General features: G+C 35.1%; 18 protein-coding genes. 6 read left to right on the top strand and 12 right to left on the bottom strand.

What is annotated here, in order from left to right; genetic code table 11:
- Window positions 1–28: 28 nt before the first annotated feature.
- The 4 genes from QMO11_RS00970 to QMO11_RS00955 all read right to left on the bottom strand — a co-directional run bounded on the left by QMO11_RS00970 (window position 29) and on the right by QMO11_RS00955 (window position 6,921).
- Window positions 29–3,673: a SusC/RagA family TonB-linked outer membrane protein gene (locus QMO11_RS00970; RefSeq protein ID WP_282035610.1), complete on the bottom strand. Its 3,645-nt coding sequence runs from the start codon at window positions 3,671–3,673 to the stop codon at window positions 29–31.
- A 26-nt stretch (window positions 3,674–3,699) separates the two neighbouring features.
- The gene (locus tag QMO11_RS00965) at window positions 3,700–4,854 is read right to left on the bottom strand and encodes a FecR family protein (RefSeq protein WP_282035609.1); all 1,155 of its coding nucleotides are present in this window, start codon (window positions 4,852–4,854) and stop codon (window positions 3,700–3,702) included.
- Between the two features lie 89 nt (window positions 4,855–4,943).
- Window positions 4,944–5,531, bottom strand: coding sequence for an RNA polymerase sigma factor (locus tag QMO11_RS00960; RefSeq protein WP_282035608.1), 588 nt, complete (start codon window positions 5,529–5,531; stop codon window positions 4,944–4,946).
- Between the two features lie 295 nt (window positions 5,532–5,826).
- Window positions 5,827–6,921 (bottom strand): AhpC/TSA family protein, encoded by a 1,095-nt coding sequence (locus tag QMO11_RS00955; RefSeq protein ID WP_282035607.1) that lies wholly within the window; start codon window positions 6,919–6,921, stop codon window positions 5,827–5,829.
- A 225-nt stretch (window positions 6,922–7,146) separates the two neighbouring features.
- Between QMO11_RS00955 and QMO11_RS00950 the strand changes: the two genes are divergently transcribed.
- Window positions 7,147–8,925 carry a chloride channel protein gene (locus tag QMO11_RS00950; protein WP_282035606.1) on the top strand — a complete coding sequence of 593 codons (1,779 nt, stop codon included), beginning with the start codon at window positions 7,147–7,149 and terminating at the stop codon, window positions 8,923–8,925.
- Here QMO11_RS00950 and QMO11_RS00945 read toward each other — a convergent pair.
- The gene (locus QMO11_RS00945) at window positions 8,922–9,920 is read right to left on the bottom strand and encodes a tRNA dihydrouridine synthase (protein WP_282035605.1); all 999 of its coding nucleotides are present in this window, start codon (window positions 9,918–9,920) and stop codon (window positions 8,922–8,924) included. The genes QMO11_RS00950 and QMO11_RS00945 overlap by 4 nt on opposite strands.
- 349 nt (window positions 9,921–10,269) lie before the next feature.
- Here QMO11_RS00945 and QMO11_RS00940 point away from each other — a divergent pair, with 349 nt between their 5' ends.
- Window positions 10,270–10,821 carry an NUMOD4 domain-containing protein gene (locus QMO11_RS00940; protein ID WP_282035604.1) on the top strand — a complete coding sequence of 184 codons (552 nt, stop codon included), beginning with the start codon at window positions 10,270–10,272 and terminating at the stop codon, window positions 10,819–10,821.
- A gap of 151 nt (window positions 10,822–10,972) precedes the next feature.
- Here QMO11_RS00940 and QMO11_RS00935 read toward each other — a convergent pair whose 3' ends face one another.
- Window positions 10,973–12,691 carry a DEAD/DEAH box helicase gene (locus QMO11_RS00935; RefSeq protein ID WP_068472648.1) on the bottom strand — a complete coding sequence of 573 codons (1,719 nt, stop codon included), beginning with the start codon at window positions 12,689–12,691 and terminating at the stop codon, window positions 10,973–10,975.
- 237 nt (window positions 12,692–12,928) lie between these two features.
- Here QMO11_RS00935 and QMO11_RS00930 point away from each other — a divergent pair, with 237 nt between their 5' ends.
- Together QMO11_RS00930 and glyA are read left to right on the top strand one after the other, a co-directional pair.
- Complete coding sequence (locus tag QMO11_RS00930; protein ID WP_068472646.1) at window positions 12,929–14,707, top strand: chloride channel protein; 1,779 nt, start codon at window positions 12,929–12,931, stop codon at window positions 14,705–14,707.
- 108 nt (window positions 14,708–14,815) lie between these two features.
- A complete protein-coding gene (gene glyA / locus QMO11_RS00925) occupies window positions 14,816–16,096 on the top strand; it encodes a serine hydroxymethyltransferase (protein WP_068472645.1) in 1,281 nt (426 codons plus the stop codon).
- A 58-nt stretch (window positions 16,097–16,154) separates the two neighbouring features.
- Here glyA and QMO11_RS00920 read toward each other — a convergent pair whose 3' ends face one another.
- The 3 genes from QMO11_RS00920 to QMO11_RS00910 form a co-directional block, all read right to left on the bottom strand.
- Entirely contained in the window at window positions 16,155–16,970 is an 816-nt protein-coding gene (locus QMO11_RS00920; protein ID WP_282035603.1) for a universal stress protein, read from the bottom strand.
- Between the two features lie 277 nt (window positions 16,971–17,247).
- Entirely contained in the window at window positions 17,248–17,589 is a 342-nt protein-coding gene (locus QMO11_RS00915; protein ID WP_068472641.1) for a hypothetical protein, read from the bottom strand.
- A gap of 88 nt (window positions 17,590–17,677) precedes the next feature.
- Window positions 17,678–19,195 (bottom strand): sulfatase-like hydrolase/transferase, encoded by a 1,518-nt coding sequence (locus QMO11_RS00910; RefSeq protein ID WP_282035602.1) that lies wholly within the window; start codon window positions 19,193–19,195, stop codon window positions 17,678–17,680.
- A gap of 769 nt (window positions 19,196–19,964) precedes the next feature.
- On the opposite strand from QMO11_RS00910, the gene QMO11_RS00905 reads away from it, so the two are divergent.
- Both QMO11_RS00905 and QMO11_RS00900 read left to right on the top strand, forming a co-directional pair.
- On the top strand, window positions 19,965–20,456 hold the full coding sequence (locus QMO11_RS00905) for an outer membrane beta-barrel protein (protein ID WP_282035601.1): 492 nt from the start codon (window positions 19,965–19,967) through the stop codon (window positions 20,454–20,456).
- 349 nt (window positions 20,457–20,805) lie between these two features.
- Window positions 20,806–21,501 (top strand): hypothetical protein, encoded by a 696-nt coding sequence (locus QMO11_RS00900; RefSeq protein WP_282035600.1) that lies wholly within the window; start codon window positions 20,806–20,808, stop codon window positions 21,499–21,501.
- A gap of 278 nt (window positions 21,502–21,779) precedes the next feature.
- Here QMO11_RS00900 and QMO11_RS00895 read toward each other — a convergent pair whose 3' ends face one another.
- From QMO11_RS00895 to QMO11_RS00885, 3 genes are read right to left on the bottom strand one after another with little or no spacing between them, the layout of a single operon-like run.
- On the bottom strand, window positions 21,780–22,286 hold the full coding sequence (locus tag QMO11_RS00895) for a hypothetical protein (RefSeq protein ID WP_282035599.1): 507 nt from the start codon (window positions 22,284–22,286) through the stop codon (window positions 21,780–21,782).
- An 18-nt stretch (window positions 22,287–22,304) separates the two neighbouring features.
- Window positions 22,305–24,077 (bottom strand): hypothetical protein, encoded by a 1,773-nt coding sequence (locus tag QMO11_RS00890; protein ID WP_282035598.1) that lies wholly within the window; start codon window positions 24,075–24,077, stop codon window positions 22,305–22,307.
- Between the two features lie 19 nt (window positions 24,078–24,096).
- Window positions 24,097–25,956, bottom strand: coding sequence for a RagB/SusD family nutrient uptake outer membrane protein (locus QMO11_RS00885; RefSeq protein WP_282035597.1), 1,860 nt, complete (start codon window positions 25,954–25,956; stop codon window positions 24,097–24,099).
- Window positions 25,957–25,961 lie beyond the last annotated feature (5 nt).

Genomic DNA, 25,961 nt, shown 5'->3' with positions numbered 1-25,961 from the left:
TATATTTACTTTTCATTATCATATCTCATTAAAAACTAAGATTTAAACTAAATGTGTAAGTACGTGGTACGGGAAGAGAAACGCCACCAGATCTATAAAACTCGGGATCTAAACCATTTAGCTTACTATCTGAGTACAACAAACATATATTCTGTGCCTGAAATGACACTTTAGCTCTTTGCATACCCATCTTTTTTGCAAACGTTGCAGGAATATTATAACCAAGGCTAATATTTCTTAATCGAACAAAACTACCGTCAGCAACTCTAACATCACTTTTATTATACATTTCGTAGATATTTAAGCTTTGACTATCGAGATCTTTATCAAATCTCATATCCATTATGGCAGGAACGTTGGTATAGTTTTCATCACCTGGAGCCGACCATCTATTAACTAACTCTTTAGATATAGATTGTGTGCCCATTTTTTCAGGTTCACTTGTGAATAAATCATCTAAACGAACTTTGTTACCTGCTCTGAATACCAAACCAACACCTAAGGATAAGTTTTTATATTCGAATGTGTTATTAAATCCTCCTGATAAAGGTGCATCTAACAAACCTTCATATTTTAAATACTTTTCAGCATCCTTTCTTTCTTGCCAGTTTAAGTTCTTATCCATGGGTTCCCCTTCGGTATTCACAAACTGAGGTAGTCCGAATTGATCTAAGCCAGCAAACTCAACAGAATACAAACCTCTTCGTGGTTTGCCTAACATATTACCTCCGGTATTACTTACATATTCATTAAAAGTATTGTAATTATCGAGCTTTGTAATTTCGTTTGTATTATAATCTAAGTTAATACTGCTGTTCCACTTAAAGTGACTAACTATTACATTTACAGTATTCAGCATAATTTCGAAACCTTTGGTTTCCATATCTGCAAAATTACCATACTTAATATGCTCTCCGCCAACTCCTGAAGTGCGAACAGAGCCTACTAAATCGAAAGAATTACGTTGGTAGTAAGCAAAATCAGTATAAATCCTATTATTCAAAAATGCAGCTTCCATTCCTAAACTGAACTCATACATTTTTTCCCAAGACAAATCCTCATTAGTTAAATCCTCAACTTCAATACCAGTTTCCTTATCATAAGGACGCCATGTTTGGTAAGCAATTAATTTTTCAATAGCACTTGCTGATGGTCCCATTACCCCACTTAAACCATAGGTAGATTTTAAGCTAAGTAAATTAATCCCATTTATGCCTTCCATAAAATTCTCTTCTGTGATATTCCATTTACCACTTACATTCCATGAATTTAGATATCTGGCGGTTTTAGTTTTACCTAACTGATTAGACCCATCTCGCCTTACTGTTCCGTTAAAAGTATATTTACCTTTATACGAATAAGCTGCATTAAAAAACAAACCCATAAAACGATCTTTAACCTCATCTAGAGATTCTCTATTCTGATTTTGTAAACTCAAATACTTTGAAAGCATTGCATGTTCGCTATAGAGATTACCTCTATCGTATTGAATTCCCCAGCCATTACTTGAAATTTCTTTACGGTTTGCATACTTTATTTCTTGCCCGAACAAGAAACTCATTATGTGGGTATCATTAATTGTTGGATTGTACGAAATAGAATTTCTGGTAGAGAAAAAATCTAAACTATTATCCACTGTATTATAAAATCCTCCTGTTGGTAGAATTGAGTATGGATTTGAGTTAGGAAAATCAGGATCGCTAAATAATAATTGATTTGCATCTCTTATAAATTGGGTATCCATAGCACGGTAAGCATTGGCCTGATTAGAATTCTCATGAATCATATGCTCGCGCAAAGCCGTATTTCTTCTAATTTGGCTTATCGAACTAATAGATAAATCTTTGGTAAACTGATAATCTAAATTCAATTGGCCCACTAAATCAGTAGCCGCTAATTCAACCTTATTATTTTCAAGCTCGTGAATTATATTAAAGGGATTATAATCTCTTCTAAAATATTCTAAATCTCCATTCTCGTCATATGCACGCATACTTCTGCTGGTATTTAATGCATAACTAAAAGGATTAATATCAAAATCGCGCTTGTAAACGCCCTCTACTGCATTGAATTCTCTATCTTTTGAACCAGGTAATTCCTGATCTCTATGAGAAAAAGATAATTTCAGGCCGACATTAAATTTATCAGTTAACTGAAAATCCATTTTCATTGTACCTGTATATTTAGATACGTTATCAGCGATTGTTCTACCGTTATCGTTATAATAACTTAGAGAAGCGTAATAATTCATCTTTTCAGATCCACCAGAGAAACTTAGTGAATGTTGATTAACTATTGAATTTTGGAACAACTCGTCAAACCAATCGGTATTAGCGTTAGCATACTTTGAAAGGAATGCCTCGTTAACAGTTCCGTTTGCACCCCATCCAATATTATTTTTAGCTATTTCGGAGTACATTTTACCCATAACCCCATAATCTTTAGCTCTAACTGAACCTGGTAAATCAATCCAACCTTTGCGCGCTAATTCTTTATATAGAGAAATTTCTTCAGCTGAATTAGCAATATCAAACTGTCCGTAATTGGGTCTTTCCTTAACAGCTACACTACCCGAATAGTTAACACGCATTTTCCCTTTCTTACCACTCTTGGTATTAATTACTATAACACCATTCATAGCTTGTGCTCCATATAAAGCAGTAGCAGAGGCATCTTTTAGTACTTGAATATCCTCAATATCATCAGGATTTAACCCGGCGACACCAGAACTCAATACTGTTGACAAATTACCTGATGTTAAATCATCAGCCGTTACCTCTACTAAATCTTCAAGTATAACTCCATCAACTACCCAAAGAGGTTTGTTATTTCCGTTAATTGAGGCATTACCACGTATACGAACAACTGGTGCTGTTCCAAACGTACCAGAAACGTTGTCCACTGAAACTCCAGCTACCTGACCTTGTAGAAATTTTGATACATCAGGGACAGCGTCAAGCTTAACTTCGTCTGTATTTAGCTTAGCAGCAGAACCTGTAAAAAGTCGTCGGTCAATTCGCTGATAACCTGTAACAACTACCTCATCTAAATCAGTTAGTTCAGACTTTAATGTTACCACTAATTTTGTACGACCTTCTATACTTACCTCTTGAGTAATCATACCAATAAAAGATACCACTATAATGGCATCTGTAGGTACAGACATTTGAAACTCACCATCAATATTTGTAGCCGTTCCCTTTTGTGTGCCTTTAATTAAAACAGCAACACCTGGCAAAGGATAACCTTCTTCATCAACAACTGTTCCTGCAATTTTTTTAATAGCCGTTTGATCTTGTGAGTTAGGTGCTTTTTGAGGCCTTACAATTATATAATCACCTTCAACTTCATAATCTAAGGCACGTTCTTTTAACACTGCGTGCATTAAATTATCAAGCTCAAGATTTTGCTTTGGCAGTGCTATAACATCTGCCCCATTAAGCTTACTATTATTGTATATAACGGTGTAGCCTGTTTGTGTTTTAACCTCTTTAAACAGCTCTTCAACTGTTAACACATCTCTTTGTAATATTATATTACCTTGCGCTTTAGCAAATAAAGAGAAGTTGGAAAATAAAAATATAAATACCAAAAATGATATTCGAATCGGGACATAAGAATCCCTGTACCTATCTGGAATCCAGAAGGGTAAAAAAGACAAAGGCTTTTTCATAAGCTCTTAATATTTTAAAATTTAGGTTACTCTTCTTTTACTACTATTTTGGATCCTTGTAGTGTAAATTTATAATTTGTAGTTTTTTCTAAAACTTGTATGAAATACTTTATATCATACTCTTTTTTAATCATTCCGCTAAAGCAATCACTCGCAATAGAATCATTCTCAAACTCAAAGTCAACATCATACCAACGCTCTAATCTACATGCCAATTCTTTTATTGGCATATTACTAAACTCGTAAACTCCATCCTTCCACATTGAATAAAGCGCTGCATCAACTTTTAATATATTACATTCCTCATCATTACCACGAACCAGCTGTTGACCAGGCAAAATATGATACTGTTCTTCTCCTACTTTCACAGATACCTTACCTTCTAATAAAGTAACCGTATTAAGCTCATCTCTATAATTATTAACATTAAATTTAGTACCTGTAACTTGAATAACAGAATTATTGGTATTTACAAAAAATGGATTATTCACATCTGATTGAACCTCAAAATAGGCCTCTCCGCTAATAAAAACCTCCCTTTTTCCATCAACAAAATGATCAGGAAACTTTATCTCAGAACAAGCGTTTAACCACACCTTAGTACCATCTGAAAGTTCTATAAAGTAGTTTTTTAATTTTGGAACCTTTAGGGTGCTCCATTGAGCTACGCTAATAGTTTTACTTTCTTCTTCAAGAGCATTAACCACAAGCTGACTCTCTGTTCCATTTACTTCTGCTTTATTTTTATTAAATGCAATATTCTTTTCCGACAAATTAAAAACATCATTTCCAACTGATAATGTTATTTGATCCTCAACAACCTTAGGCCCTGCTTTGCCAATTAAAGATTCTGTTTCTGGTTGAGATGATTTTATATAAAACATTGTTCCAATGCACAACACTAATAAAACACTAGCTACAGATATTCTTTCGAACCAAATTGTTTTATACCATTTTATTCTTTCTCGACTACTTATGTTCCTTTTTATTGCTTGAAGCATATGAGGCAATTTTATATCACCATCAGCTTCATTCCAATTATTCTTCAAATAATTATCGACATCAATACTCTCAGAAAAATTATTAACAAATTCAGTTAACTCTTCTGCTTCATCTATTTTAATTCTTTTTTTATTTAAAATAGAACCTATATGCTTTGATATTTTTGAATTATTATCCATCAACTATACTATAATACGTTTGAGTTTTAATGTTCCGTGACTCTAGATTGCTTTTTTTTAAAAAAAACAACATTTATATACCGATACCCTTAAATAATACCACCTATTACTAGCAATAAATAAATAGATAATCGCAACAACCCCTCTTTTAAATTAGCTAATGCTTTTCTTATTTGTGTATCAACTGTATTTTCAGATATTCCTAATTCTTTAGATATTTCCTTATAAGTATAACCTTTAAACCTGCTTAATTCAAACACTTGCCTACGTCGTTCTGGTAACATAGATATTAGTTTTAATATAACCTTCTCGGTATCTCTGAAGTCTATAATATTGACTAAATCATCATCTAAAATATTATAGGAATGAATAATACTCTCAAGATATTTTTTCTCATTTAATACTTTTCTCAAGTGATCGTTAATTTTATTTTTTGCTATAACGTATAGAAAAGACTGAAGAGATTTAGACGAATCTATCCTTTCTCGCTCATTCCATAACTTAATAAATACCTCCTGAGTAATTTCTTGAGCATCTTCCTTATTTTTTATCGACAACTTCACAAAATGATAAATTTTTGACGCCATTAAATCATACACCTTTTCAAAAGCTGCTTCATCACTAGCCTGAAGTTGTTTTACCAATAACCGATAAGATGTGTTACTTATATCACTCATAATGCAAAAAGAAAAATGCTACTCACTTCTATAATTATTGAGCAGCAGGTATTACCAAACTATAAAAGACTGCAATGTTGATTTTGTTAGTAATTTGGTTGAAACGTGGAAGTAAGAACTATTATAATAACGATACTTAAGCCTAAACACCTTGTAGTATTTTGACAACAAAAGTGGTAAATAAATAATAATTCATCAACAAATGCGGCGTAAAAGTAATAGATTACTTTTATAGTGCAAAAAAAAGCCTGACTACTAGTCAAGCTTTTTTACTACACATCTTATTTAACTTTTTTTAATCAAGCAGCTCAGCAACTTTCTTTCTTAACTCTTCTCCTCTCAAATTTTTAGCAATAATCACCCCATTTTCATCTAATAAAACTGTATGTGGTATACTATTAACTGCATATAATTGTGCAGCTTCATTTTTCCAACCTTTTAAATCAGAAACATGATTCCATGTCAGCTTATCATCTTCAATAGCCTTTAACCAAGCATCTTTTTGTTTATCTAAAGAAACCCCTAAAACATCGAAACCCTTGTTATTATAGTCATTATACAATTCAACTACATGCGGATTCTCAGCTCTACACGGACCACACCAGCTTGCCCAAAAATCAACTAGTAATACTTTTGCTTTTACCGAAGATAAACTAAATGGATTACCATCAACATCGAGTAATTCGAAATCTGGCGCCTTCTTCCCAACAGCTACTGACTCTAATTTAGATTTTCGACTAACCAAAGCCTCATAATAAGTACAGCTCTCTAAGGATTTATCTAACAATAGAAATCCTGATGCTATTTCTTCAAGTGCTTTATGGCGAAATTGCTCGTAAATAAGGAAAGCTGCGACAGGAGAACTTGAGTTTTGTTTTACTAAATCCAATTTAAATTCTTCTACCTTCTTAACTTCCCCATCATATTCTTCTGAAATAGAATTTGCTCTAGCTGTATCTCCTTCGTTACTGGCTGCTACATATGCTTCTCTCAATTCTGCACTAATCTCACGCAACTTATCATCTGCATTATTTGCTTCTTTATATAAGTTATATAAATCACCTCCACTTATTTCTACATCTAATAAGTTTTCTGCATCACCATTAATTGTATAATCAGAATTATCAGCAAAAAAACTAGCAGCCCCTCGCTTACCACTTTCTCCAAGTATTAACAAAACAGGTTCTGATAATTCTAATTCAATGTTAATCGCACCATCAACAATCGATAAGGTATCAATCACATTAACGCCACTTTTATCGTACATACTAAGTGTAATATTTTTCCCTTCAGCCCCTTTAAGGTTTCCCTTTAGGCAAAACTTATTTTTTGTAGTACACGATGCTAGCATCAATACCATTAACGAAAATCCAATTATTATTTTATTCATAATCTAATAGTTACTTTATAATTTATGTTAGAATTTTAATCTCATCTATTTTATTATCAACCACTTTCTAATGTATTAACATGGTCAATTTTCAATCTCTCTAAAGAGGGTGCCAATATAATAAATTAGCCCAAAATCAAATATGAATAATAACCATATAGAATATTAGCATATAAACACATTCGCAATCTAATTTTTCATAAATTAAGGGCAGAAAAATAATCTATGAAGAAAAAACACCTACTTATAAAACTCTTCAAGTGGCGATTAAAAAATGTAACTAATAGACAATTTATTATTGCATTAAGCATCGTTATAGGAGTCGCCTCAGGTATAGCTGCAGTAACCATTAAAATGCTGGTACAAAAAATACACGATCTAGTTCATCATGTAATTGACAATAGTACGAATGAGTGGTTTTTCATTATTGCCCCAGGTATAGGAATTCTATTAACCGTTCTTTTCATTAAATATATTGTAAAAAGGCCTGTTCGGCATGGTATACCGAATGTATTATATGCTATTTCGAAAACACAGGGTAAAATGAATAAGCACAACATGATTTCCTCTGTTATTGCCAGTTCATTAACTGTTGGCTTCGGAGGATCTGTTGGATTAGAGGGACCTACGGTATCAACAGGTGCGGCTATAGGTTCGAACTTAGGTCGTTTTTTACACCTAAATTACAGACAAATAACCCTCTTACTTGGCTGCGCTTGTGCTGGTGCTATGTCAGCCATATTCAAGGCCCCCATTGCAGCCATAGTATTTGCTTTAGAAGTGATCATGCTCGACTTAACTTTAGCCTCACTCGTACCACTATTAATTGCATCAGCTTCTGCCGTTACTGTATCCTATATCTTTTTAGGTACTGAAGTTGTTTACCCTTTTGACGTAACTCATACTTACGATATAGAAGAATTATTCTTCTATATACTCCTTGGACTTAGCTGTGGTTTAATTGCTACCTATTTTACACGAACCTATAAATATATAGAAGGACTATTTGAAAACACAAGCAGTATTGGTAAACGTTTATTTGTTGGCGCTAGTATTTTAGGCATTTTAATGTTTCTATTTCCTCAATTATTCGGGGAAGGTTATCAAGAAATAAATTCTGCATTAAGCGGCGATGTTAACTATTTAAATAACATTGGTGTTTTCGCATATTTCCAAGATAATTTTGTTACTCTTATAATCGCATTAATTCTTACAATTGGTATCAAAGTAATTGCCACATCAGTAACATTTGGAAGCGGTGGCGTAGGGGGAATATTTGCTCCTACCCTTTTTATGGGTGCCAACACAGGCATTCTTTTCGCTACAATTATCAATAAATTTGGTTGGGTTCAATTATCGGAACGGAACTTTGCCTTGATTGGTATGGGTGGGCTGATAGCAGGGGTTCTTCATGCTCCCTTAACTGGATTATTTCTTATTGCCGATCTATCGGGAGGCTATTCAATGTTTCTACCGTTGATGATTACAGCAACAACATCTTACATTACTGCAAAATCATTTGAAAAACATTCTGTTTACACGCATCAACTTGCACACAGAAATGAATTATTGACCCATGACAAAGACCAAAATATTATGACAGTTATGGATGTAAAGAAACTTATCGAGAAGGATTTTGCTCCTGTTGCTCCAGATGCTACCCTAGGAGATTTAGTAGAGATTATATCAAAAGCGCACCGAAATATTTTTCCTGTAGTAGATGATAAAGGGATTTTAAGAGGGATGTTAAAGATGGATGATATTAGAGGTATTATTTTCAAACCTGAATTATACAATACTGTTATGGTTGAAGATATCATGTATATGCCAGAATACTATATCACACCAGATAGTAATATGGAAGAATTAGTCAACTTATTTCGTAAATCAAGTCGATTTAATATTGCTGTTGTTGATGAAGGGCGATACATTGGCTTTATATCAAGAGCCAATGCATACACCGCCTATAGAAATCAAATGAAACGATTTTCGTCGCATTATTAGTCTACTAAAGCATCAATTGTTTTTCTATATTCAAAAATAATTTGCTTCAATTCCTTTAAACTATTCGTATTCATAACTCCATCACGTAGCTTCGCAGCCTGCGGCAAATGATAGGTGTAAATTTTAAAAAATCGACGCAATACTACCCAGGGCTTCTGCCCTTCCCAGGTATTATGGTACAATTCAGCATGTTGTAGCATCGCGCTAAGCTTATCCTCAATACATACTTCCTTTTTATTGGAAAAAAACCAGAAATCAGAAAAAATTCCCCTTCCAACCATTACTCCATCAGTCAGGTAATCATTAATCTTGGTATTTCCATCATCAATACTTGTCACATCTCCATTTCCAATAATTGGGATTTTTAATCCTAATTTATTGCGAAGATCTACCACCTTTCGAATTTCATTCCAATCCGCAACACCATCAGACATCATCTTTTGTGTCCTTCCATGTACTGTTAATGCTTTTATAGGTGTAGATAGTAATGTAGTCGCCCATTCTTCTGTATTAACTGATTTAAACCCTATGCGCGTTTTTACACTCACAGGTAATGTAGTTGCATCAATAGTTGAGTGAATAATCTCTTTGGCCAATTCTGGGGCATTAATCAAGGCTGAACAAGCTCCTTTTTTTATAATGTTTTTTTGAGGACAACCCATATTTATATCAATACCATCAAAAGGAGTGTGGTTGGTAATATATTCAGCTGTTTCTGCAAACTTTTTCGGGTCTGTTCCCCAAATTTGCGCTACCAACTTAACATCCTTTTGTTTCAACAACTCTAATTCTGAATCATTTATAAAAAAACGATGCGACACTTTTTCTCTCCCTATAGGATGACAAAAACCATCTGTTGAAAGAAACTCAGAGAAAACTACATTCATTTTAGGTGTATCCGTATTCCTCAATACCATTTCTCTAAATACGGTATCTGTTACATCCTCCATCGGAGCAAGTGCAAAAAAACTATCTAAGGTATTCCAAAAACTCATTTAATAAATATTAAAACCTGATTGAATTTACAATTCACCAAGGCTAATTCGTGTAATAAACAATAATACTATAAAATAGTTGTCCAGAACTAAAATATCAACATTTATAGATAAATTAATATGCACATTTTTTGAAAAAAAATACATTTTTTACTTCATTTAAAAAAGAACTCATTTCGTGTAAAAACTTCAATACTTCATTTGAAAAACACCACAACCATCATTACAAAACACACCAATACAACCACTTACAAACCTATCTAGATTTGGATAAAACAGTTTGTTAACATACATTTGTCACAACAAACACTAAAAATAAAGCTTACAACAACCTTAACTATTAAAAATAATGGATCTAATCTTTAACCAAGCCAAACTAACTAAGTTAACCAACGAAAAGTGGAAAACAATTGCTGATTCTAACAACAAATATAGCATTAGCAATTATGGTAGAATAATCAGTTTTTACACCAGTAAACCTGAAGGCAAATTTGTTAAACAAGGCCAAATTAAAGGTTATAAGAGTGTAAATATTATTATCAATAGCAAAAAGAAAACATGCCTCGTTCACAAATTAGTTGCAGAGGCCTTTATTGCAAAAGATAACGATCTACAAGAAGTTGTAGGACATAAAGATTGGAACAAAACCAACAATCGAGTTTCAAACTTAATGTGGATGACAAAAGTTGAAAGTTTTAATAGAGCTAAAGAAAGAATGACAAAAGCGCGACAAGAAAAAGGTGGGATTGTCACTCGTTCAAAGTTAAAGCCGAAAGATGTAAATGCAATTAAAATAATGCTAAAAAAAGGGCATAAACAAAAAGTGATTGCTCAGCTATTTTGCGTTAGTGAGATGCAAATTTCTAGAATTAAAAACAAGGCTTGTTGGGCCTCCGTATAAAATATTGAAGAAGTACCATCTAACCAGTACACTAAACTATCGATCAAAAGGACTGTCGTACCAAGCCGACAGTCTTTTTTTATGCCTTTTTTTTCAATAAAAAAAGGCTGCCTAAACTAAGGCAACCTTTGAAATATTGTTTGTGAAGGAACTATCTTCTTCGTTTATCTGAACGTCGTCTATTTCCTCCACCGTTTCCATAGTTACCGCCACCTTTACGGCCACCGCCTCCACCACCACTTGGCTTAGCTGAAGCTTGTTCAACGTGTAAGGTTTCCCCTTCAAATGCTTTACCCTTTAAAGCTGAGATAATATCTGACTTATTACCCTCATCCACTTCAAAGAAAGAGAAGTTTCTTAAAATTTCAATTTTACCAAAACCTATTTTGTTTTTACCAGAATACTCATTAACGATTCCCATCAAACGCGGTGCCGTAAGATTTTTAGCCTTACCTACATTAATATACATTCTAGCAAAGTTACCTCTATCTCCTCGGTCTCTGCGGTTTGAACGTCCTCCGCCAAAATCATCACGCTCTTTTCTATAAACATTTAAGTCTTTAGCACCTTCGTAATAGGCAATAAACCTGTTAAACTCAACAGATACAAAACGTTTAATTAATTCTTCTCTATCAAAACCTTCAAGCTTTTCAAAAATACTTGGTAGGAAAGAATCTACTTGTTCATGATTCACTTCAACATTCTCAACTCTGTCAACTAAATGGAATAATTGGCGTTGACAAATCTCTTCTCCTGAAGGAATTAATTTTTTAGTAAACTTGATACCTGAAATACGCTCAATTTCACGAATCTTACTTGATTCTTTAGTATGAATAATGGCGATACTAGTACCTGTTTTACCAGCTCTACCCGTTCTTCCACTTCTATGAGTATATGCCTCTATATCATCCGGAAGGTTATAATTAATAACGTGAGTCAACTCGTTAACATCAATACCACGAGCAGCAACATCTGTAGCAACAAGTATTTGAATATTCTTGTTACGGAAACGGTGCATTACTTGATCACGCTGTGCTTGAGATAAATCACCATGTAAAGCATCTGCACTATAACCATCAGACATTAGTTTTTCAGCAACCTCTTTGGTTTCGTAACGGGTACGACAGAAAACAATACCATAAATATCAGGATGTATATCTGCTAAACGCTTTAATGCCAAATAACGATCTTTAGCATGAACCATATAGTATTGGTGATCTACTGTATTTGCTCCTGAATTTGTTTTACCAACTTTTAACTCTACTGGATCAGTAAGGTATCTTTTTGCCATACTGGCAATTTCCTTTGGCATTGTTGCAGAGAACAATAAAGATTGACGAGAATCAGGAGTGTTACCAATAATAGAATCTAATTCTTCTTTAAATCCCATGTTTAACATCTCATCAGCCTCATCAAGAACCAAATACTCAAGGTTAGCTAATTTTAGTATTCCTCTCTTTGTTAAGTCATTAACACGTCCTGGAGTACCAACTACAATATGCGTACCTCTTCTTAACTCTTTGATTTGTTTTTGAATATCAGCACCTCCATATACAGAAGTTACATGAAGTCCTTTCATATGTTTACTGAAATTCTCAAGATCTCTACTGATTTGAAGTGCCAACTCACGTGTTGGACAAAGCATCAAAGCTTGTACTTTGTTATTAGAAATATCAATTCTTTCTAATACTGGTAAACCAAAGGCTGCAGTCTTTCCTGTTCCTGTTTGCGCTAAGGCTACTAAATCAGATTTATTGTTTATTAACTCAGGGATAGACTTTTCCTGAATTGGGGTTGGATTTACAAATCCTAATTCATCAATTGCCTTTAGAATATTCTCAGACAATCCTAATTCTTTAAATGTTATCATATGTACCAATTTATCCAGTTTACCCCCACATCTCAACCAAATAATAAACTGGAAAACAGAAGCATACTAGAATTACGTAATGAAATTATGACTTACTCTTATCGGTAAATCGAGCGCAAAGGTAAGTTTAATTACCAATTTTCAATTACCAATTATGTTTTATTAACGTTAATCTACTTACTCTAGCTCGCTTTTTCTGCTAATTCTACTAATTAATTAATTACTTTTGCACCCTCTATGGCAAAAGCATCAATTATATTTAGAAGATTTTTAATTTGGCGCGTTAAAAATATTAATCAACGTAATTTTGTATTAATATTAAGTTTAGCGGTTGGCCTTTTAAGTGGATTAGCAGCAGTTTTGTTAAAAAACCTCATCCACTTTACACATCACCTACTTACGGGGCACCTACAAACAGATTCTCAAAACTACGTATTATTAATTCTGCCTATGATTGGTATATTTATATCAGTCATATTTGCCCGAAATATCATTAAAGATAGTTTAGGCCATGGTGTTTCTAAAATTCTTTATGCCCTAAGTAAAGGCAGCGGTAAAATTAAAAATCATAATAATTACTCGTCTATAATTGCCAGTACTTTCACAATTGGTTTTGGTGGGTCGGTTGGAGCTGAGGCACCCATCGTATTAACCGGGGCTTCAATAGGCTCATCTTTGGGGAGGCTATTTCATCAGAATTATAAAACCATCACACTCCTTATTGGATGTGGTGCTGCAGGAGCTGTTGCTGGTATTTTTAAGGCTCCCATTGCCGGACTAGTGTTTACCCTAGAGGTATTGATGCTTGGCTTGAGCATGGCTTCATTAATTCCTCTATTAATTGCTGCGGTTAGTGCTGCAATGGTGGCATTTTTCTTTCTTGGCGATGCTGCCGAATTTTCATGGACTCTGGAAACCCCTTTTATATTAAACAATATCCCATATTATATTGTACTTGGTGTATTGGGCGGTTTTGTTTCATTGTACTTCTCTCGCATGCTAATGTGGTCAGAGAATAAATTAAGAGCCGTAAATAGCCCATGGTTAAGAGTTGCCGCAGGAGGATTAATACTAAGTTCTCTGATTTTTATAATGCCGCAACTATATGGGGAAGGATATTCAACCATAACTGGTCTACTCAATGGAGATAGCCAATTACTCTTCGACAATTCATTATTTTATCAATTAAAAGATAACGAATGGATGCTTGTTGTTTTGCTAGGTATGCTTCTTCTATTTAAAGTGTTTGCTACAGCAGCCACAACAGGTAGTGGTGGTGTTGGTGGAGTTTTTGCTCCGTCTCTTTTTACTGGCGGTGTAACCGGATATTTCTTTGCAAGGATAATTAATATGACGGGCTTAGTTGAACTACCCGAAAGTCATTTTACATTAGTTGGTATGGCTGCAATTATGGCTGGTGTTCTTCATGCGCCGCTAACAGCTATATTTCTAATAGCAGAAATTACGCATGGTTATGAATTGTTTGCTCCATTAATGATGACGAGTGTAATCTCCTATTTAACAATTATGTATTTTGAACCACACTCAATATACACCAAACAACTTGCGCGAAAAGGAGAGTTATTAACACACCATAAAGACAAGGCAGTACTCACATTAATGCGACTCAATAAAGTATTAGAGACTGATTTCCTAACCGTTAAATCAACCGATACGCTTGGAGAAATGGTGAAAACCATATCTAAAGCAAAAAGAAATCTATTTCCTGTAATTGGTTCTAAAGGTCAGCTAAAAGGAATTGTTTTACTCGATGACATTAGAGAAATCATGTTTAACCATGATAGATACGACGATACGGTAGTTGAGGATTTCATGCAAGTTCCTCCAGGTTTTATTGAGATTAACGAGAGTATGGATTCGGTTATGAAGAAGTTTGAAGAAACTGGCGCTTGGAATCTTCCAGTTATCGAAAACAATAAATACATGGGCTTTGTTTCTAAGTCGAAGATATTCTCGGTATACCGAAGAGTGTTAATTCACTTTTCCGATGAATAAAAATTTTAATAAATCTATTTAAAGTTTAAATTTGCAATCCTAAATAAATCAGGTACTAACCCAAATAGATAGAAATTACATTTCAAAAACTAAAATACAATAACGAGTATGAAACGCGACGAACAAATTTTTGATCTGATTAAAAAAGAACATCAACGCCAGCTTAATGGCATTGAACTAATTGCCTCTGAAAACTTTGTAAGTGAGCAAGTAATGGAAGCGATGGGTTCATACATGACAAATAAGTATGCCGAAGGATACCCGGGTGCTCGTTATTATGGCGGTTGCGAAGTTGTTGACCAAAGTGAATCGTTAGCGATTGAGCGTCTTTGTAAAATATATGGTGCTGAATATGCAAACGTTCAGCCACACAGTGGTGCACAAGCAAACATGGCTGTTTTTATGGCTGTTTTAAATCCAGGAGATAAATTTTTAGGTTTAGATTTATCACATGGTGGTCACTTATCTCATGGTTCTCCGGTAAATAGTTCTGGTTTATTATATGAGCCAATTGCCTATACTGTAAAAGAAGATACAGGTTTAGTGGATTACGAAATGATGGAATCATTGGCTCGCGAACACAAACCTAAACTAATTGTGGGTGGAGCATCTGCTTATTCTCGTGAGTGGGATTATGCTCGCATGAGAAGATTAGCTGATGAGATTGGTGCTTTATTTATGGTTGACATGGCCCATCCTGCTGGTTTAATTGCTGCTGGATTATTAGAAAATCCTGTTAAACATGCACACATTGTTACTTCTACAACTCACAAAACTTTACGTGGACCAAGAGGTGGTATTATTTTATTAGGAGAAGATTTTGATAATCCTTGGGGAAAGAAAACTCCTAAAGGAGTTATTCGTAAAATGTCTTCTTTATTAAACTCCGCAGTATTCCCAGGTGTGCAAGGTGGACCATTAGAACACGTTATTGCTGCAAAAGCGGTTTCATTTTTAGAGGCACTTCAGCCTGAGTATATTGAATACCAAACACAAGTTCAGAAGAATGCTAAGGTGATGGCTCAAGCATTTATAGATAAAGGATATAAAGTTATTTCGGGAGGTACAGATAACCACTCAATGCTTATTGACCTAAGAACTAAGTTTCCTGAGTTAACTGGTAAAGTTGCTGAAAAAGCATTGGTAAAAGCTGATATCACAATCAACAAGAACATGGTTCCTTATGATAGCAGAAGTCCATTCCAAACTTCTGGTATTCGCGTAGGTACTTCTGCTTTAACAACAAGAAGTTTAAAAGAAGAGCACATGGCTCCTATTGTAGACTTAATTGATGAAGTGCTTTCAAATGTTGAAGATGAAGCTTTACTTAGCAACGTAGCTAAAAAAGTTAATGCAATGATGAAGGATTTCCCTTTATTTGCATACTAGAAAATAAATAATGTTTAAAGCCGACTTTTGAAAAAGGAGTCGGCTTTTTTTTTGCTTTCTATTCAAGTTCTTCGTGCAATATTAACATGGGATGCTCAGGGTGCATTACCATTCTTTTTGTTACACTTGGGTTAAACAGCCTATCAAGAAACCCTAGATTATGCCTAACCAAAGTAATCATCTCAGCATCGTTTTCATCAGCAAACTCATGAATACTTTTGGCAATATCATCACCCTCGATAAAATTAAAACTGAGATTTATTTTTGGGAAATGCGCTGCAATCTTTGTTTCTGCAACTAACCTGTTTACATGTTGATCATCTAATACATTTACCAACATAAGAGACGATTGAAACTTATCTACAATATTTCTGACGGGTTGAATTACCTCATCATTGTCAACATCTTTTAAATCGGTTGCAAAAACAATTTTATCAGGCTTTTTAAACTGCACGCTTTTAGGAACCACCAAAATAGGTGCATTAATGTTTTTAATAACCTCATATGCATTAGAGCCTAATAGAAAATTCTCTAATGCAGATTCGCCCCTACACCCAAGAACGACCAACTCGGGTTGATAATCGGAAATAAACTCATGCACAGCTTGTATTAATGATCCGAAAATGGATTTTACTTGAATAAGCGTATTGGGAAAAGCACGTTGCAAGATTGCAACTTCTGAGATTAGACTTTTATCGCTTTCCAAAGCGAGTTCATCCTTTAATTGTACCACATAAGGGCTACCACTAAATTCAAGATCGAAGGAATTTAACAAGGTAAATCTAACATTCTCACCTTGAAACATCTTAAGAGCATATAATGCTGCGTTACGCGCAGTATTTGAAAAATCGGACAGTAATAAAACATTTTTCATCACATTGTCTTTTAGTATCTGAAGCAAGGTAAAATAGTTAGACCTCTATTTTAACCAACGAATTACGGTAAAATAATACCGTGGAGAGAAAATATGATGTGTTTCGTTAAACACAACACGAAGTAGTATATGTTTATACGCTTGTATATTTATAAAGTTACGAATTTTATTCGTTTAAATTTGCTTCGAAGTACTGTGAGTAAGCCCTTAATTCCATTGTCTGTTGCTCATTTTATTCCGAAGTAATAGCGATGCAATAAAAAAATCACCTACGCCACTAAACATCTTCTATAGGCGTAAATACAAAAACACCGCAAATTCCTTGTTCATCTTCACTGGAACCTACAATTTGGCCTTTATTATTTATTATACCTACTCTGGTTTCTGGATAATACTCAACATCGTTTGTTTTGAAACTTTTCACCCTAATTTCAACCTGCTCTTTATTTACATCACCTTCGATGATACACTCCACCGTAAATGGGTCATCGCCTTCGATAGATTCAGTAAACGACATGGTGCCTTCTAGCTTTGAGCCTGTTTGAATAACAAAAGCCTCTCCTTCATCTTTTCCATATCCAAAATCCTCGGTAAACTTATACTTTCCGCTAATATCCATTGCTTCATTTTTACTGTACAAATGTAATAAAACAGCGCTATAGAAAACAAAAAAGAGATTATCACCTGCGTAATAATCTCTTCTAATGTTATTTGAGTTTATGCAAATCTCGACCTTCTTTTATGTGTGGGTCTGCATCTGCATCAACATATTTAGGAGGTTTCTTATAATTGATGCGTTCTGCAACTTCTCTATGCTTTGGCACCCATACCCTCATTGACTTTACAATATCTTTATATTCAGGGTTTGATGCTAAGTTATTCCACTCGAGGGCATCGTTATCTAAATCGTACAGCTCCTCGGAACCAGATAGGTTACTGATATAATGCCAGCGCTCTCCCATTACAGATGTACCACTAGCGGATACCGTAATGCCCGGACGTTGCCATTTGCTATTTGGCTTAGATAATAACTTGGTTATACTTACGCCATCTAATTGCTTATCGGGCAAACCGCAATAATCAACCAGTGTAGGGTAAATATCGATTAAACTAACCGTTCTGTCGCTATACTCCATTTTATGCATATCAGGTGTACGAATAACAAAGGGCGTTTTAGTAGCTTCAGACCATAGTGTATTCTTTTTGTATCTTAATTTCTCGCCTAAATGCCAGCCATGATCTCCCCAAATAACCACTATGGTATTATCGGCATAGGGACTATTCTCAAGCGCATCGAATAATACACCCAAGCAGGCATCGGCATAACTAATATTTGCCAAGTAAGCACGTGTGGCCTCCTTCTCTAGTCCATGCTTTTTTACCCACTGATAATCAGCATCCGGTTTGTGGGTTAGTTTACCATTAGGATTGATAATATCATCTAAATCTGATTCATTTATTGTAGGGGTTTGAATGGTTTCTAAATCGTACATATCAAAAAACTCTTGCGGTACAATCCATGGTAAATGAGGTTTAATAAGTCCCACAGCCATAAAAAAGGGTTTCTCGTAACTTTGTGCCAATTTATCTTTAGCCCAATTAACCACTTTATAATCTACTGTACCATCGATATCGCACTTTGTTGAAGCCCAACTTAACTTTGCTCCAGAGGCAGCTTTAAACTGCGGATTCTTTTTGCCAGCTATAACTCCCTTTGCACTATACAATGTTTCTTGCATAATACCTTCTTTTACATATCGGCGCGAGCGGTGATGCTCATCAAAGGCCCAATGCCCAAAATCGACACCGTGTGCCGTGGCGTGCTTATGAAATATTTTACCATCGGACAAAGTATAATAACCATGCTTTGAAAAATACTCGGGTAACATGGCGTGTGTTTTACCAATGGGGGTATTTAAAATATTGGTAGCATTGCCATAAACGCCTGTATTATTTGGCATAAAACCCGATAAAACAGCCGATCGTGATGGTCCGCATATAGGAGCTGCGCAAACTGCATTTTTAAATACAACAGAGCCCTCTTTACAAAACTTATCGAGATTTGGCGTTTTGGCTTGCGGATGACCGCCCAATGGTCCTACCCAATCATTGATATCATCAATGGCAATAAAAAGTACGTTTGGTTTTGTATTCTTTTGCGCTTGTAGTGGGATAGAAAGAAAAATAACGAACACTGCAAACACCGTTTTTATTAAAATAGACATTGTAATAATATTTTTATGATGCATAATAACTAACATGAACAATTCATCGAGTTTTCTACGATAACTCAATATTGGGATAAATAATCAATACATATTGGGCTGTTTGCCCAAGCCTGCCTGCCGGCAGACCCAACTTCATTTTTTCTCTTGATAGAAAAAACGAAGCAAAAAAGATCAAGGCTGCTTTACAAAAACCTTTCTTATTTATTTGTAGCTTAAGTGCGGCTGGCGGATCTAAGAGCAAAGCTCTCAGCTAGCCAGTCTTACTAAAGCTCCAACTAAAACAAAAGCCTTTTGTAAAGAGGCCAGCACAACAAGGCGCTTAAATATAAGTCTATGAAAAAATACATTGCGATAATAAACTATTCGTTAATAGTTTTGACTTAAATTTAAAAGTCATTTAGGACGCTATTGACTACAACTGTAAATTATTTAGATATGAAATAGTGACTATTATTTCTGAAAAATAACATCAGCTTCACCTTTTATCTGTACACTTCACAGTTTCGTTACAAATTCATTAATCGTACAATTAGTAACAAAGGTATGCACTTGGTATATTTTATTTGTCGATAGAATACCTAATTTGTACCCTCTAATGTTTTATTCGTTTCGAAAAATGTATCTGTTAGTTTAATACTTACTTAAGCGTAAGAATAACTTATTTACGGATAAAATACTTTCACATAAACCCATGTACACTGGTGCTTTATTGTTATTCGCAGTATATTAGTTATATCATAAAGTATAAATCAATAATTAGTTAATTATGAAAAAGACTCTTGTAATAACAGTAATGTGCATGCTTTTTATTGGCGCTATGGCACAAAAGGAGAATAAAGGAATGTGGGTTGGTGGCGGCATTGGCTTCAATGGTGGCGACAATGATGGTTGGAATCTTAGTCCGCAATGGGGTATGTTGTTTAATGAAAATATGGGGTTGGGTGCTAATTTAATTCTATCTGATGATGATTGGCTTATTGAACCCTATTTTAGGTATTACCTAGGGGTTACTGAACAGTTTAAGTTTTTTGGAGATGGTGCTCTGGCTTTTGGTGGCGCAGATAATTACAGTCAGTTTAGAATTCAAATTAGACCCGGTTTGCAATATTGGTTTACTCCCAAATGGTCGTTTGCTGCCTCTACTAATTTATTCAGTTTCGATACCATTAATTATAGTGATAACAGAGACGATATAAGCACTTCATTTTTTGGTTTAGATGCTACCAATTTAACGATGTCGGTTTATTTTCATTTTTAAAAGGCATCATTACTCTACCTATTTAAGAAGCATTCTTTATCGGCAGTAAAGGATGCTTACCATTAATACTTGTTGTATAATTGAGCATTGATTATTCATCACTCATGAAGTTATCTTGCAACATAAATCCCTCCATAAGCATTTGGAATAATCACCATAAAGAACTAGTTTTAATACTGATAACTAAATTTTAAACTTGTTGCCTATACCCCATTACCTTTATCTACCCATTTTAGCCTAAGCCTTCGCCCCCTAACCACACTTCCATACAATTGTTTTTTTACGGTAAAGGATGCTAAATAAATAGTAAGAGGTAAGCTGTATTGGTAACGCAAACAAATTACTAATTATGTCGGAGACATCAGAGACAACAACGACTAACTGGGAAGCTGTTATAGCTAAAATGAAAAAAGCTGACTTTACTAGACCTGCAATTGGCATCAAATCTTTTATTGCCGATACTGAACTAATGCTGATTAGTGTTGAAAATGACAAAACGGAACTGTTAAATGCAAAATTGGATTGGACCATTGTTATTGAAGCCAGAGAGCTAACGGAAGAGCTGCGCTTGGCACAATCGGAGTGGACTGCTAATAGCAAGCAAAAGAGCGATATGGAGCAAGAATGGAAGACTTTGCTGCCCAAAGCAGAGAATATGCGCGAGGAACTTTTGCATCATTTTACCTTTGCGTTTAGAAATGACAGTGCTTTACTATCGACTGTGCGCGCCATACGCGAAGGGGATAGCAAGGCAGATTTAATTCAGGATTTGTATGATTTAGATGTTGTTGGAAATGATAATATAGCACAGCTTGATAATACTGGTTTTAATACGGAGCTACTAGATGAGAATAAGGCTTTATCGAGAAAACTAAAGGACACGCACGAAATGGCTTTTGGAGCAGCCGATGACAATTCGGAACTCAAATTCAAACGCGATGCTATATTAACTTTGCTAATTGAGCGTGACAAAACCATTAGAGAATATGGTAGGTATGTATTTTGGCGTAATAAGGACAAGCGTGAGAAATATATCAGAGCATAGTAGTGTACCCAGTAATATAGGCTTTATTGGGGCTTATGCGTGCTAGGTAGGCCGTACTTAGGGTATGGGTAGGCTTTGCTCTGGGCTTGGTAAGTTATTGCTCGGGGATACTTTAGCCTTGCTGAGGGATATGGTAAGCTCTGCTTGGGGTATAAGTAAGCCTTGCTAGGGGCTTGGTGACCCTTGCTTGAGGTATAGGTAGGCGTGCCCGACCTATCAATCATTTACAAAAGAAGCCCCGCTAAATGCGAGGCTTCTTTGTTTTCTGAATTGTGTTTCTATTTTGATGAGACCGGATAAAGCTCTTCTGATTTTTTGGCTTTTAGATTATAAGATCTAATAACCATATCTTCATCACTAATCTCTAAAGTTCCCTGCCCATTTGACAAATTAATTTCATAATTATAAAATGGATTAACAATTGTATCTGCTATAGGATTACCATTTGTTGGATCGGTATATAGATAATAAAACTCTCCTATTGCTCTATATTCAATTAGAGTAAGTCCATCCTCTTCAGTATAGGTAACCTTTGAACCTTCTACTTCTTCTTTAGTTAAAAAGCTGCCAATTTTATAAATATGTATTTCTTGATTATAGTAAATATCTATATTATCAAGCGGCTCTTCTGTTTCAGGAACATCACTGGTTGTTACATCAAGCTCTGTAATTGCATAAACAGGAACATTTTCAACCTCGTTGTGCTGCCATTCTTTTTCTTCGCAACCTACCAGAGTAAGTGCTAATGAAAAAGCTAACAAACTGTATTTGTATATTATATTCATTGTAATAGGTTTAAATAGTTATAATCGTTGTTCATAAAGAAGTATAGAAGGATCATCGAAATACAATTCTTGCACTCCTGTGTTACCAACATTAGGATCTATACGCAACTTAACTTGTCCCGTAATTTCTGGTACTACAACATCTGCGGAAAGTGTAACCCACTTGCCACGCTCTATTGAAGTAACATCAAAATCATGCAAGAAGCTACCAGTTCCTTTAATACTTTGTAATCTGAATGAGGTCATTGTATTGGTGTTAGGCATAAAGACTTTAATAGACATTTTGTAAGTTCCCGCTACCATTCCATCATCACTAATACTAGTATAATCTACTCTACAGGCTGTTAAAGCATCCACATCTCCTTTGAAATACATTGAAGCTACTCCAATAACATCAGCAAACTCATCACTTTCAACTCTTCGGAATAATTTTTCTGATGCTGGTTTAGGGTTAATATTTGCCCACCAACCTTCAGCTTCAGGAGCTAAAACGTTAGCTGAGGCCTTCTCTATTTCAACGCCAGCAGTTTCTCTATCACTTAGTAATTCCATAAAGAAAGGAATAACAGTTTGATTTGCAAAGGCATCCATTACCTTTGTATCCGATCTAACAATAGCCTGATCATCTGAACTTGGAGAGTATGATACAGTGATTACATCTGTATTATAAATTGCATCTGCCATAGAAAGTATAATAAGGGCTGAGTTGCTTGGATCTACAACTACATCATCCACTGCAATAGAACCAACACCTTCAACATTTACGGTAAATGCATCTTTAGCGTTAGCACGAATAGCTCCTATAGAACCTGTTACTGCAAATTTAACTGAATTATCTGCAGTAAGCTCTGTTTCATATATCTCACCGTCAATTTTAAATGGTTTACTTGATGGACCAACTGTTACTTTAAGCGGAATAGTAGTTGTGGCATTCACTCCTTTTAAATCACCATTCTCTTGTCTAAACACTTTTAACGATCCAACATTTCCTCCACCTAATTCGTTAAAGCTAATGGTGGTATCGTTGGCACTAGATAGGGTGTTTGGTCCTGTTTTATGGTTTATGCTCCACGATATACTATCAGGTCTGTCAAATGTAGTTAAGTCAACAAAACGAAGTTTTTGTCCCATCTCAAGAGCTACGGTATTAAAACTAGCAGTATCATCAATGGTATACAATTCGCCTTCAAGCACCTCTGCAACAAGCTCCTCTCCGGTAGGATTTCCTTCGGCATCTTCTAAAATTCGATACACTTCAAGAGCTGGTTTTATTCCACCATACACATCTACAACAAATGTTGTATCAATAACCCAAGCATCAATTGCACTATCGTAATATGAGGCTAATGTATCTCCCGGAACAAATACTTTATCAATGGTTTCACCTGTTGTTGTAAACGAAACTGAATCAGGAAAAGTATTATATAAACGCACATTTCTAATTCCTGCCTCGCCAAAATACACATGTATTTTAGGATCTTCGCTTACGTTACCAGCATTAGGAATTACAAATTTAGAGTAATCCTCTTCCTCTTTTCCGAAGCCAGTTGTCATAAACTGAGCACTATCACTAATAGTCCAAGTGTGACTAAGCACTCCTTGCGATAAATCGGCAAATGAGATCCAGTGGCCTTGATCAATTGTATAAATACCCTCGCTTATTCGAACACTGTTAGACTCACTAATCAACCACGAAGCGTCACTAAGGTACATTGGGGCTTCATACTCATCTTTACAGCCAAACAATATGCTGATAAAGAGTAAAGAAATGATATATATTTTATTCTTCATATCGTATAATATTAAGCAATTATAATGCTTGGTTATTTTGTATTTCACTTAATGGAATAGGCAAATAAGCCTTACTATCATTGTAGAACTGAGCTGCATTTACAAACTCTTGAGGTAATGGCACTGCAGTATCATCAGATGTATCGAATACTGATCCCTTTTTAATAAGACACTCTTTACGAGACTTGGCTGTTGCTGCAGGATTATTCGTAGTTGGCGAATCAATCTCTTCAGGGAAAAAGTAGGTTACTACGTGATAATTTTCCTTAGTAAGATCTTGAAAGCGCTTTTTGGTTGAGTAATTAAGCTCAGGAACCTCTTCCCACCTTCTCATATCAATTGCTCTAATACTTTGCCCTTCTGCCGAAAGCTCTAAAGGACGCTCCTTAAACATAAGGTGATACATTAACGAAATTTTATCGTAAGCAACATTATCAAAAGTGTGTGTTGTTTCAGAATAATCAGGGTTATCAGCAGCAGTTCCTAATAAAAGCAACCCCCATCGATCTCTAATTGCATTAATTAATTTTAGTGCCTCAGTTACATTATTATTACCTAATAACTCACACTCAGCTTTCATTAAATACACATCCGAAAGACGGTTCATTACCACATTACAAGGCGATTTCCAGTTTACTCCCATTATTGTATTTTCACTATCAGTAACATCATGATTGGTATATTTTTTCCAAAAACATGGTGTTAGATTCTTAAATACATTTTGCTTAACCGGATTTAAATCCAAATAGTACGGTGTTTCAAAATCAGTGGCTAATACGGTAAGTGCACTAGCACGCAATGACGATTCGCGGTAAACCGGAGCTACAGCAACAGGCTCAATAGTTGAGTAGTCTTTCTCGTATTTATTTCGAGGATCTAAAATATTTATTGAATCCACAGTATACTCATAAGCCAACCATGCAGCAGGCACACAATCCGTAGTACCACCAACTGTTCCCCATGGTGCAAAACCACGAGCCCATCTATTATGCATACTTTCCTCATCCCATTGATTGGCTTCTGGTAAAATCTCAGAAGAATAGGCAATCTCAAAAATAGACTCAGAATTAAACTCACCAGCATCGGTAAACATTTTAGACATATCTGTTTCTAATGCATAACCATACTCGTTAATCACCCTATCAAAATATACACTTGCAGAATCGTATTCTTGCTCGTAAAGAAAAGAAGTACCTAATATGGTAGCTGCTGTTCCTTTGGTAACTCTTCCACTTTCTGAAATTTCTGAAGGCAAAGGCAAGTTATCGTATGCAAACATTAAATCTTTTCTGAAAAATTCTATTACATCTGCAGACTTTGATAATGGGGTATCAAAATCGGTGATTCTTACAGGAACAGTATCTCTAATAATAATATCCCCATTATTAAATAATGAATGTGCATAAAAGTGGAACAAACCTCTAAAGAACTTTGCTTCTCCCATTTGCTTATTCCAACGTGCTAAAATCGTTTCATCAGTTGTTGACTCCTCGAATTTCATTTTATTTAAACCCTCAATAACTTGGTTGGCTCGAAAGATACCTTGGTAGTATGCTGCCCACTTCTTATCTAGGTCGTTTGAAATATTCAAAAAGGTTTGATTATAATTTACATCAGATACAACGATGTTTCCAGAACGGCGTCCTGGCCAGGCTAAGTCAGATCTTAACGATTCTGCCCTAGCGCTCACTACCCAGTGATTACGCATGGTTGAATAAAGAGAATTTATAGCACTCTCACTTTCATCTAGATTCGTAAAGAAATCATCCTTATTAATCCCGTTAGGATTGTCTTGATTGAGCAGACTATCTACACACGAGCTTGTAACAAACACTCCTAGTAGTAGCGCTATTAATGATAAATATGTATATCGTTTCATTGTAA

Origin of the sequence: Saccharicrinis aurantiacus, assembly GCF_947489045.1 — a bacterium.
Taxonomy (GTDB): Bacteria; Bacteroidota; Bacteroidia; order Bacteroidales; family Marinilabiliaceae; genus Saccharicrinis; species Saccharicrinis aurantiacus.
This window is presented reverse-complemented; position numbering and strand designations above follow the sequence as displayed.

Bases quoted from the DNA above. Each gene is read 5' to 3' on its own strand.
- QMO11_RS00905 (WP_282035601.1), top strand. From the start codon at position 19,965: ATGAAAAAGACTCTTGTAATAACAGTAATGTGCATGCTTTTTATTGGC.
- QMO11_RS00945 (WP_282035605.1), bottom strand. From the start codon at position 9,920: ATGAGTTTTTGGAATACCTTAGATAGTTTTTTTGCACTTGCTCCGATG.
- QMO11_RS00910 (WP_282035602.1), bottom strand. From the start codon at position 19,195: ATGTCTATTTTAATAAAAACGGTGTTTGCAGTGTTCGTTATTTTTCTT.
- QMO11_RS00970 (WP_282035610.1), bottom strand. From the start codon at position 3,673: ATGAAAAAGCCTTTGTCTTTTTTACCCTTCTGGATTCCAGATAGGTAC.
- QMO11_RS00955 (WP_282035607.1), bottom strand. From the start codon at position 6,921: ATGAATAAAATAATAATTGGATTTTCGTTAATGGTATTGATGCTAGCA.
- QMO11_RS00890 (WP_282035598.1), bottom strand. From the start codon at position 24,077: ATGAAGAATAAAATATATATCATTTCTTTACTCTTTATCAGCATATTG.
- QMO11_RS00930 (WP_068472646.1), top strand. From the start codon at position 12,929: ATGGCAAAAGCATCAATTATATTTAGAAGATTTTTAATTTGGCGCGTT.
- QMO11_RS00915 (WP_068472641.1), bottom strand. From the start codon at position 17,589: ATGGATATTAGCGGAAAGTATAAGTTTACCGAGGATTTTGGATATGGA.
- QMO11_RS00920 (WP_282035603.1), bottom strand. From the start codon at position 16,970: ATGAAAAATGTTTTATTACTGTCCGATTTTTCAAATACTGCGCGTAAC.
- QMO11_RS00935 (WP_068472648.1), bottom strand. From the start codon at position 12,691: ATGATAACATTTAAAGAATTAGGATTGTCTGAGAATATTCTAAAGGCA.
- QMO11_RS00885 (WP_282035597.1), bottom strand. From the start codon at position 25,956: ATGAAACGATATACATATTTATCATTAATAGCGCTACTACTAGGAGTG.
- QMO11_RS00965 (WP_282035609.1), bottom strand. From the start codon at position 4,854: ATGGATAATAATTCAAAAATATCAAAGCATATAGGTTCTATTTTAAAT.
- QMO11_RS00950 (WP_282035606.1), top strand. From the start codon at position 7,147: ATGAAGAAAAAACACCTACTTATAAAACTCTTCAAGTGGCGATTAAAA.
- QMO11_RS00895 (WP_282035599.1), bottom strand. From the start codon at position 22,286: ATGAATATAATATACAAATACAGTTTGTTAGCTTTTTCATTAGCACTT.
- QMO11_RS00900 (WP_282035600.1), top strand. From the start codon at position 20,806: ATGTCGGAGACATCAGAGACAACAACGACTAACTGGGAAGCTGTTATA.
- glyA (WP_068472645.1), top strand. From the start codon at position 14,816: ATGAAACGCGACGAACAAATTTTTGATCTGATTAAAAAAGAACATCAA.
- QMO11_RS00940 (WP_282035604.1), top strand. From the start codon at position 10,270: ATGGATCTAATCTTTAACCAAGCCAAACTAACTAAGTTAACCAACGAA.
- QMO11_RS00960 (WP_282035608.1), bottom strand. From the start codon at position 5,531: ATGAGTGATATAAGTAACACATCTTATCGGTTATTGGTAAAACAACTT.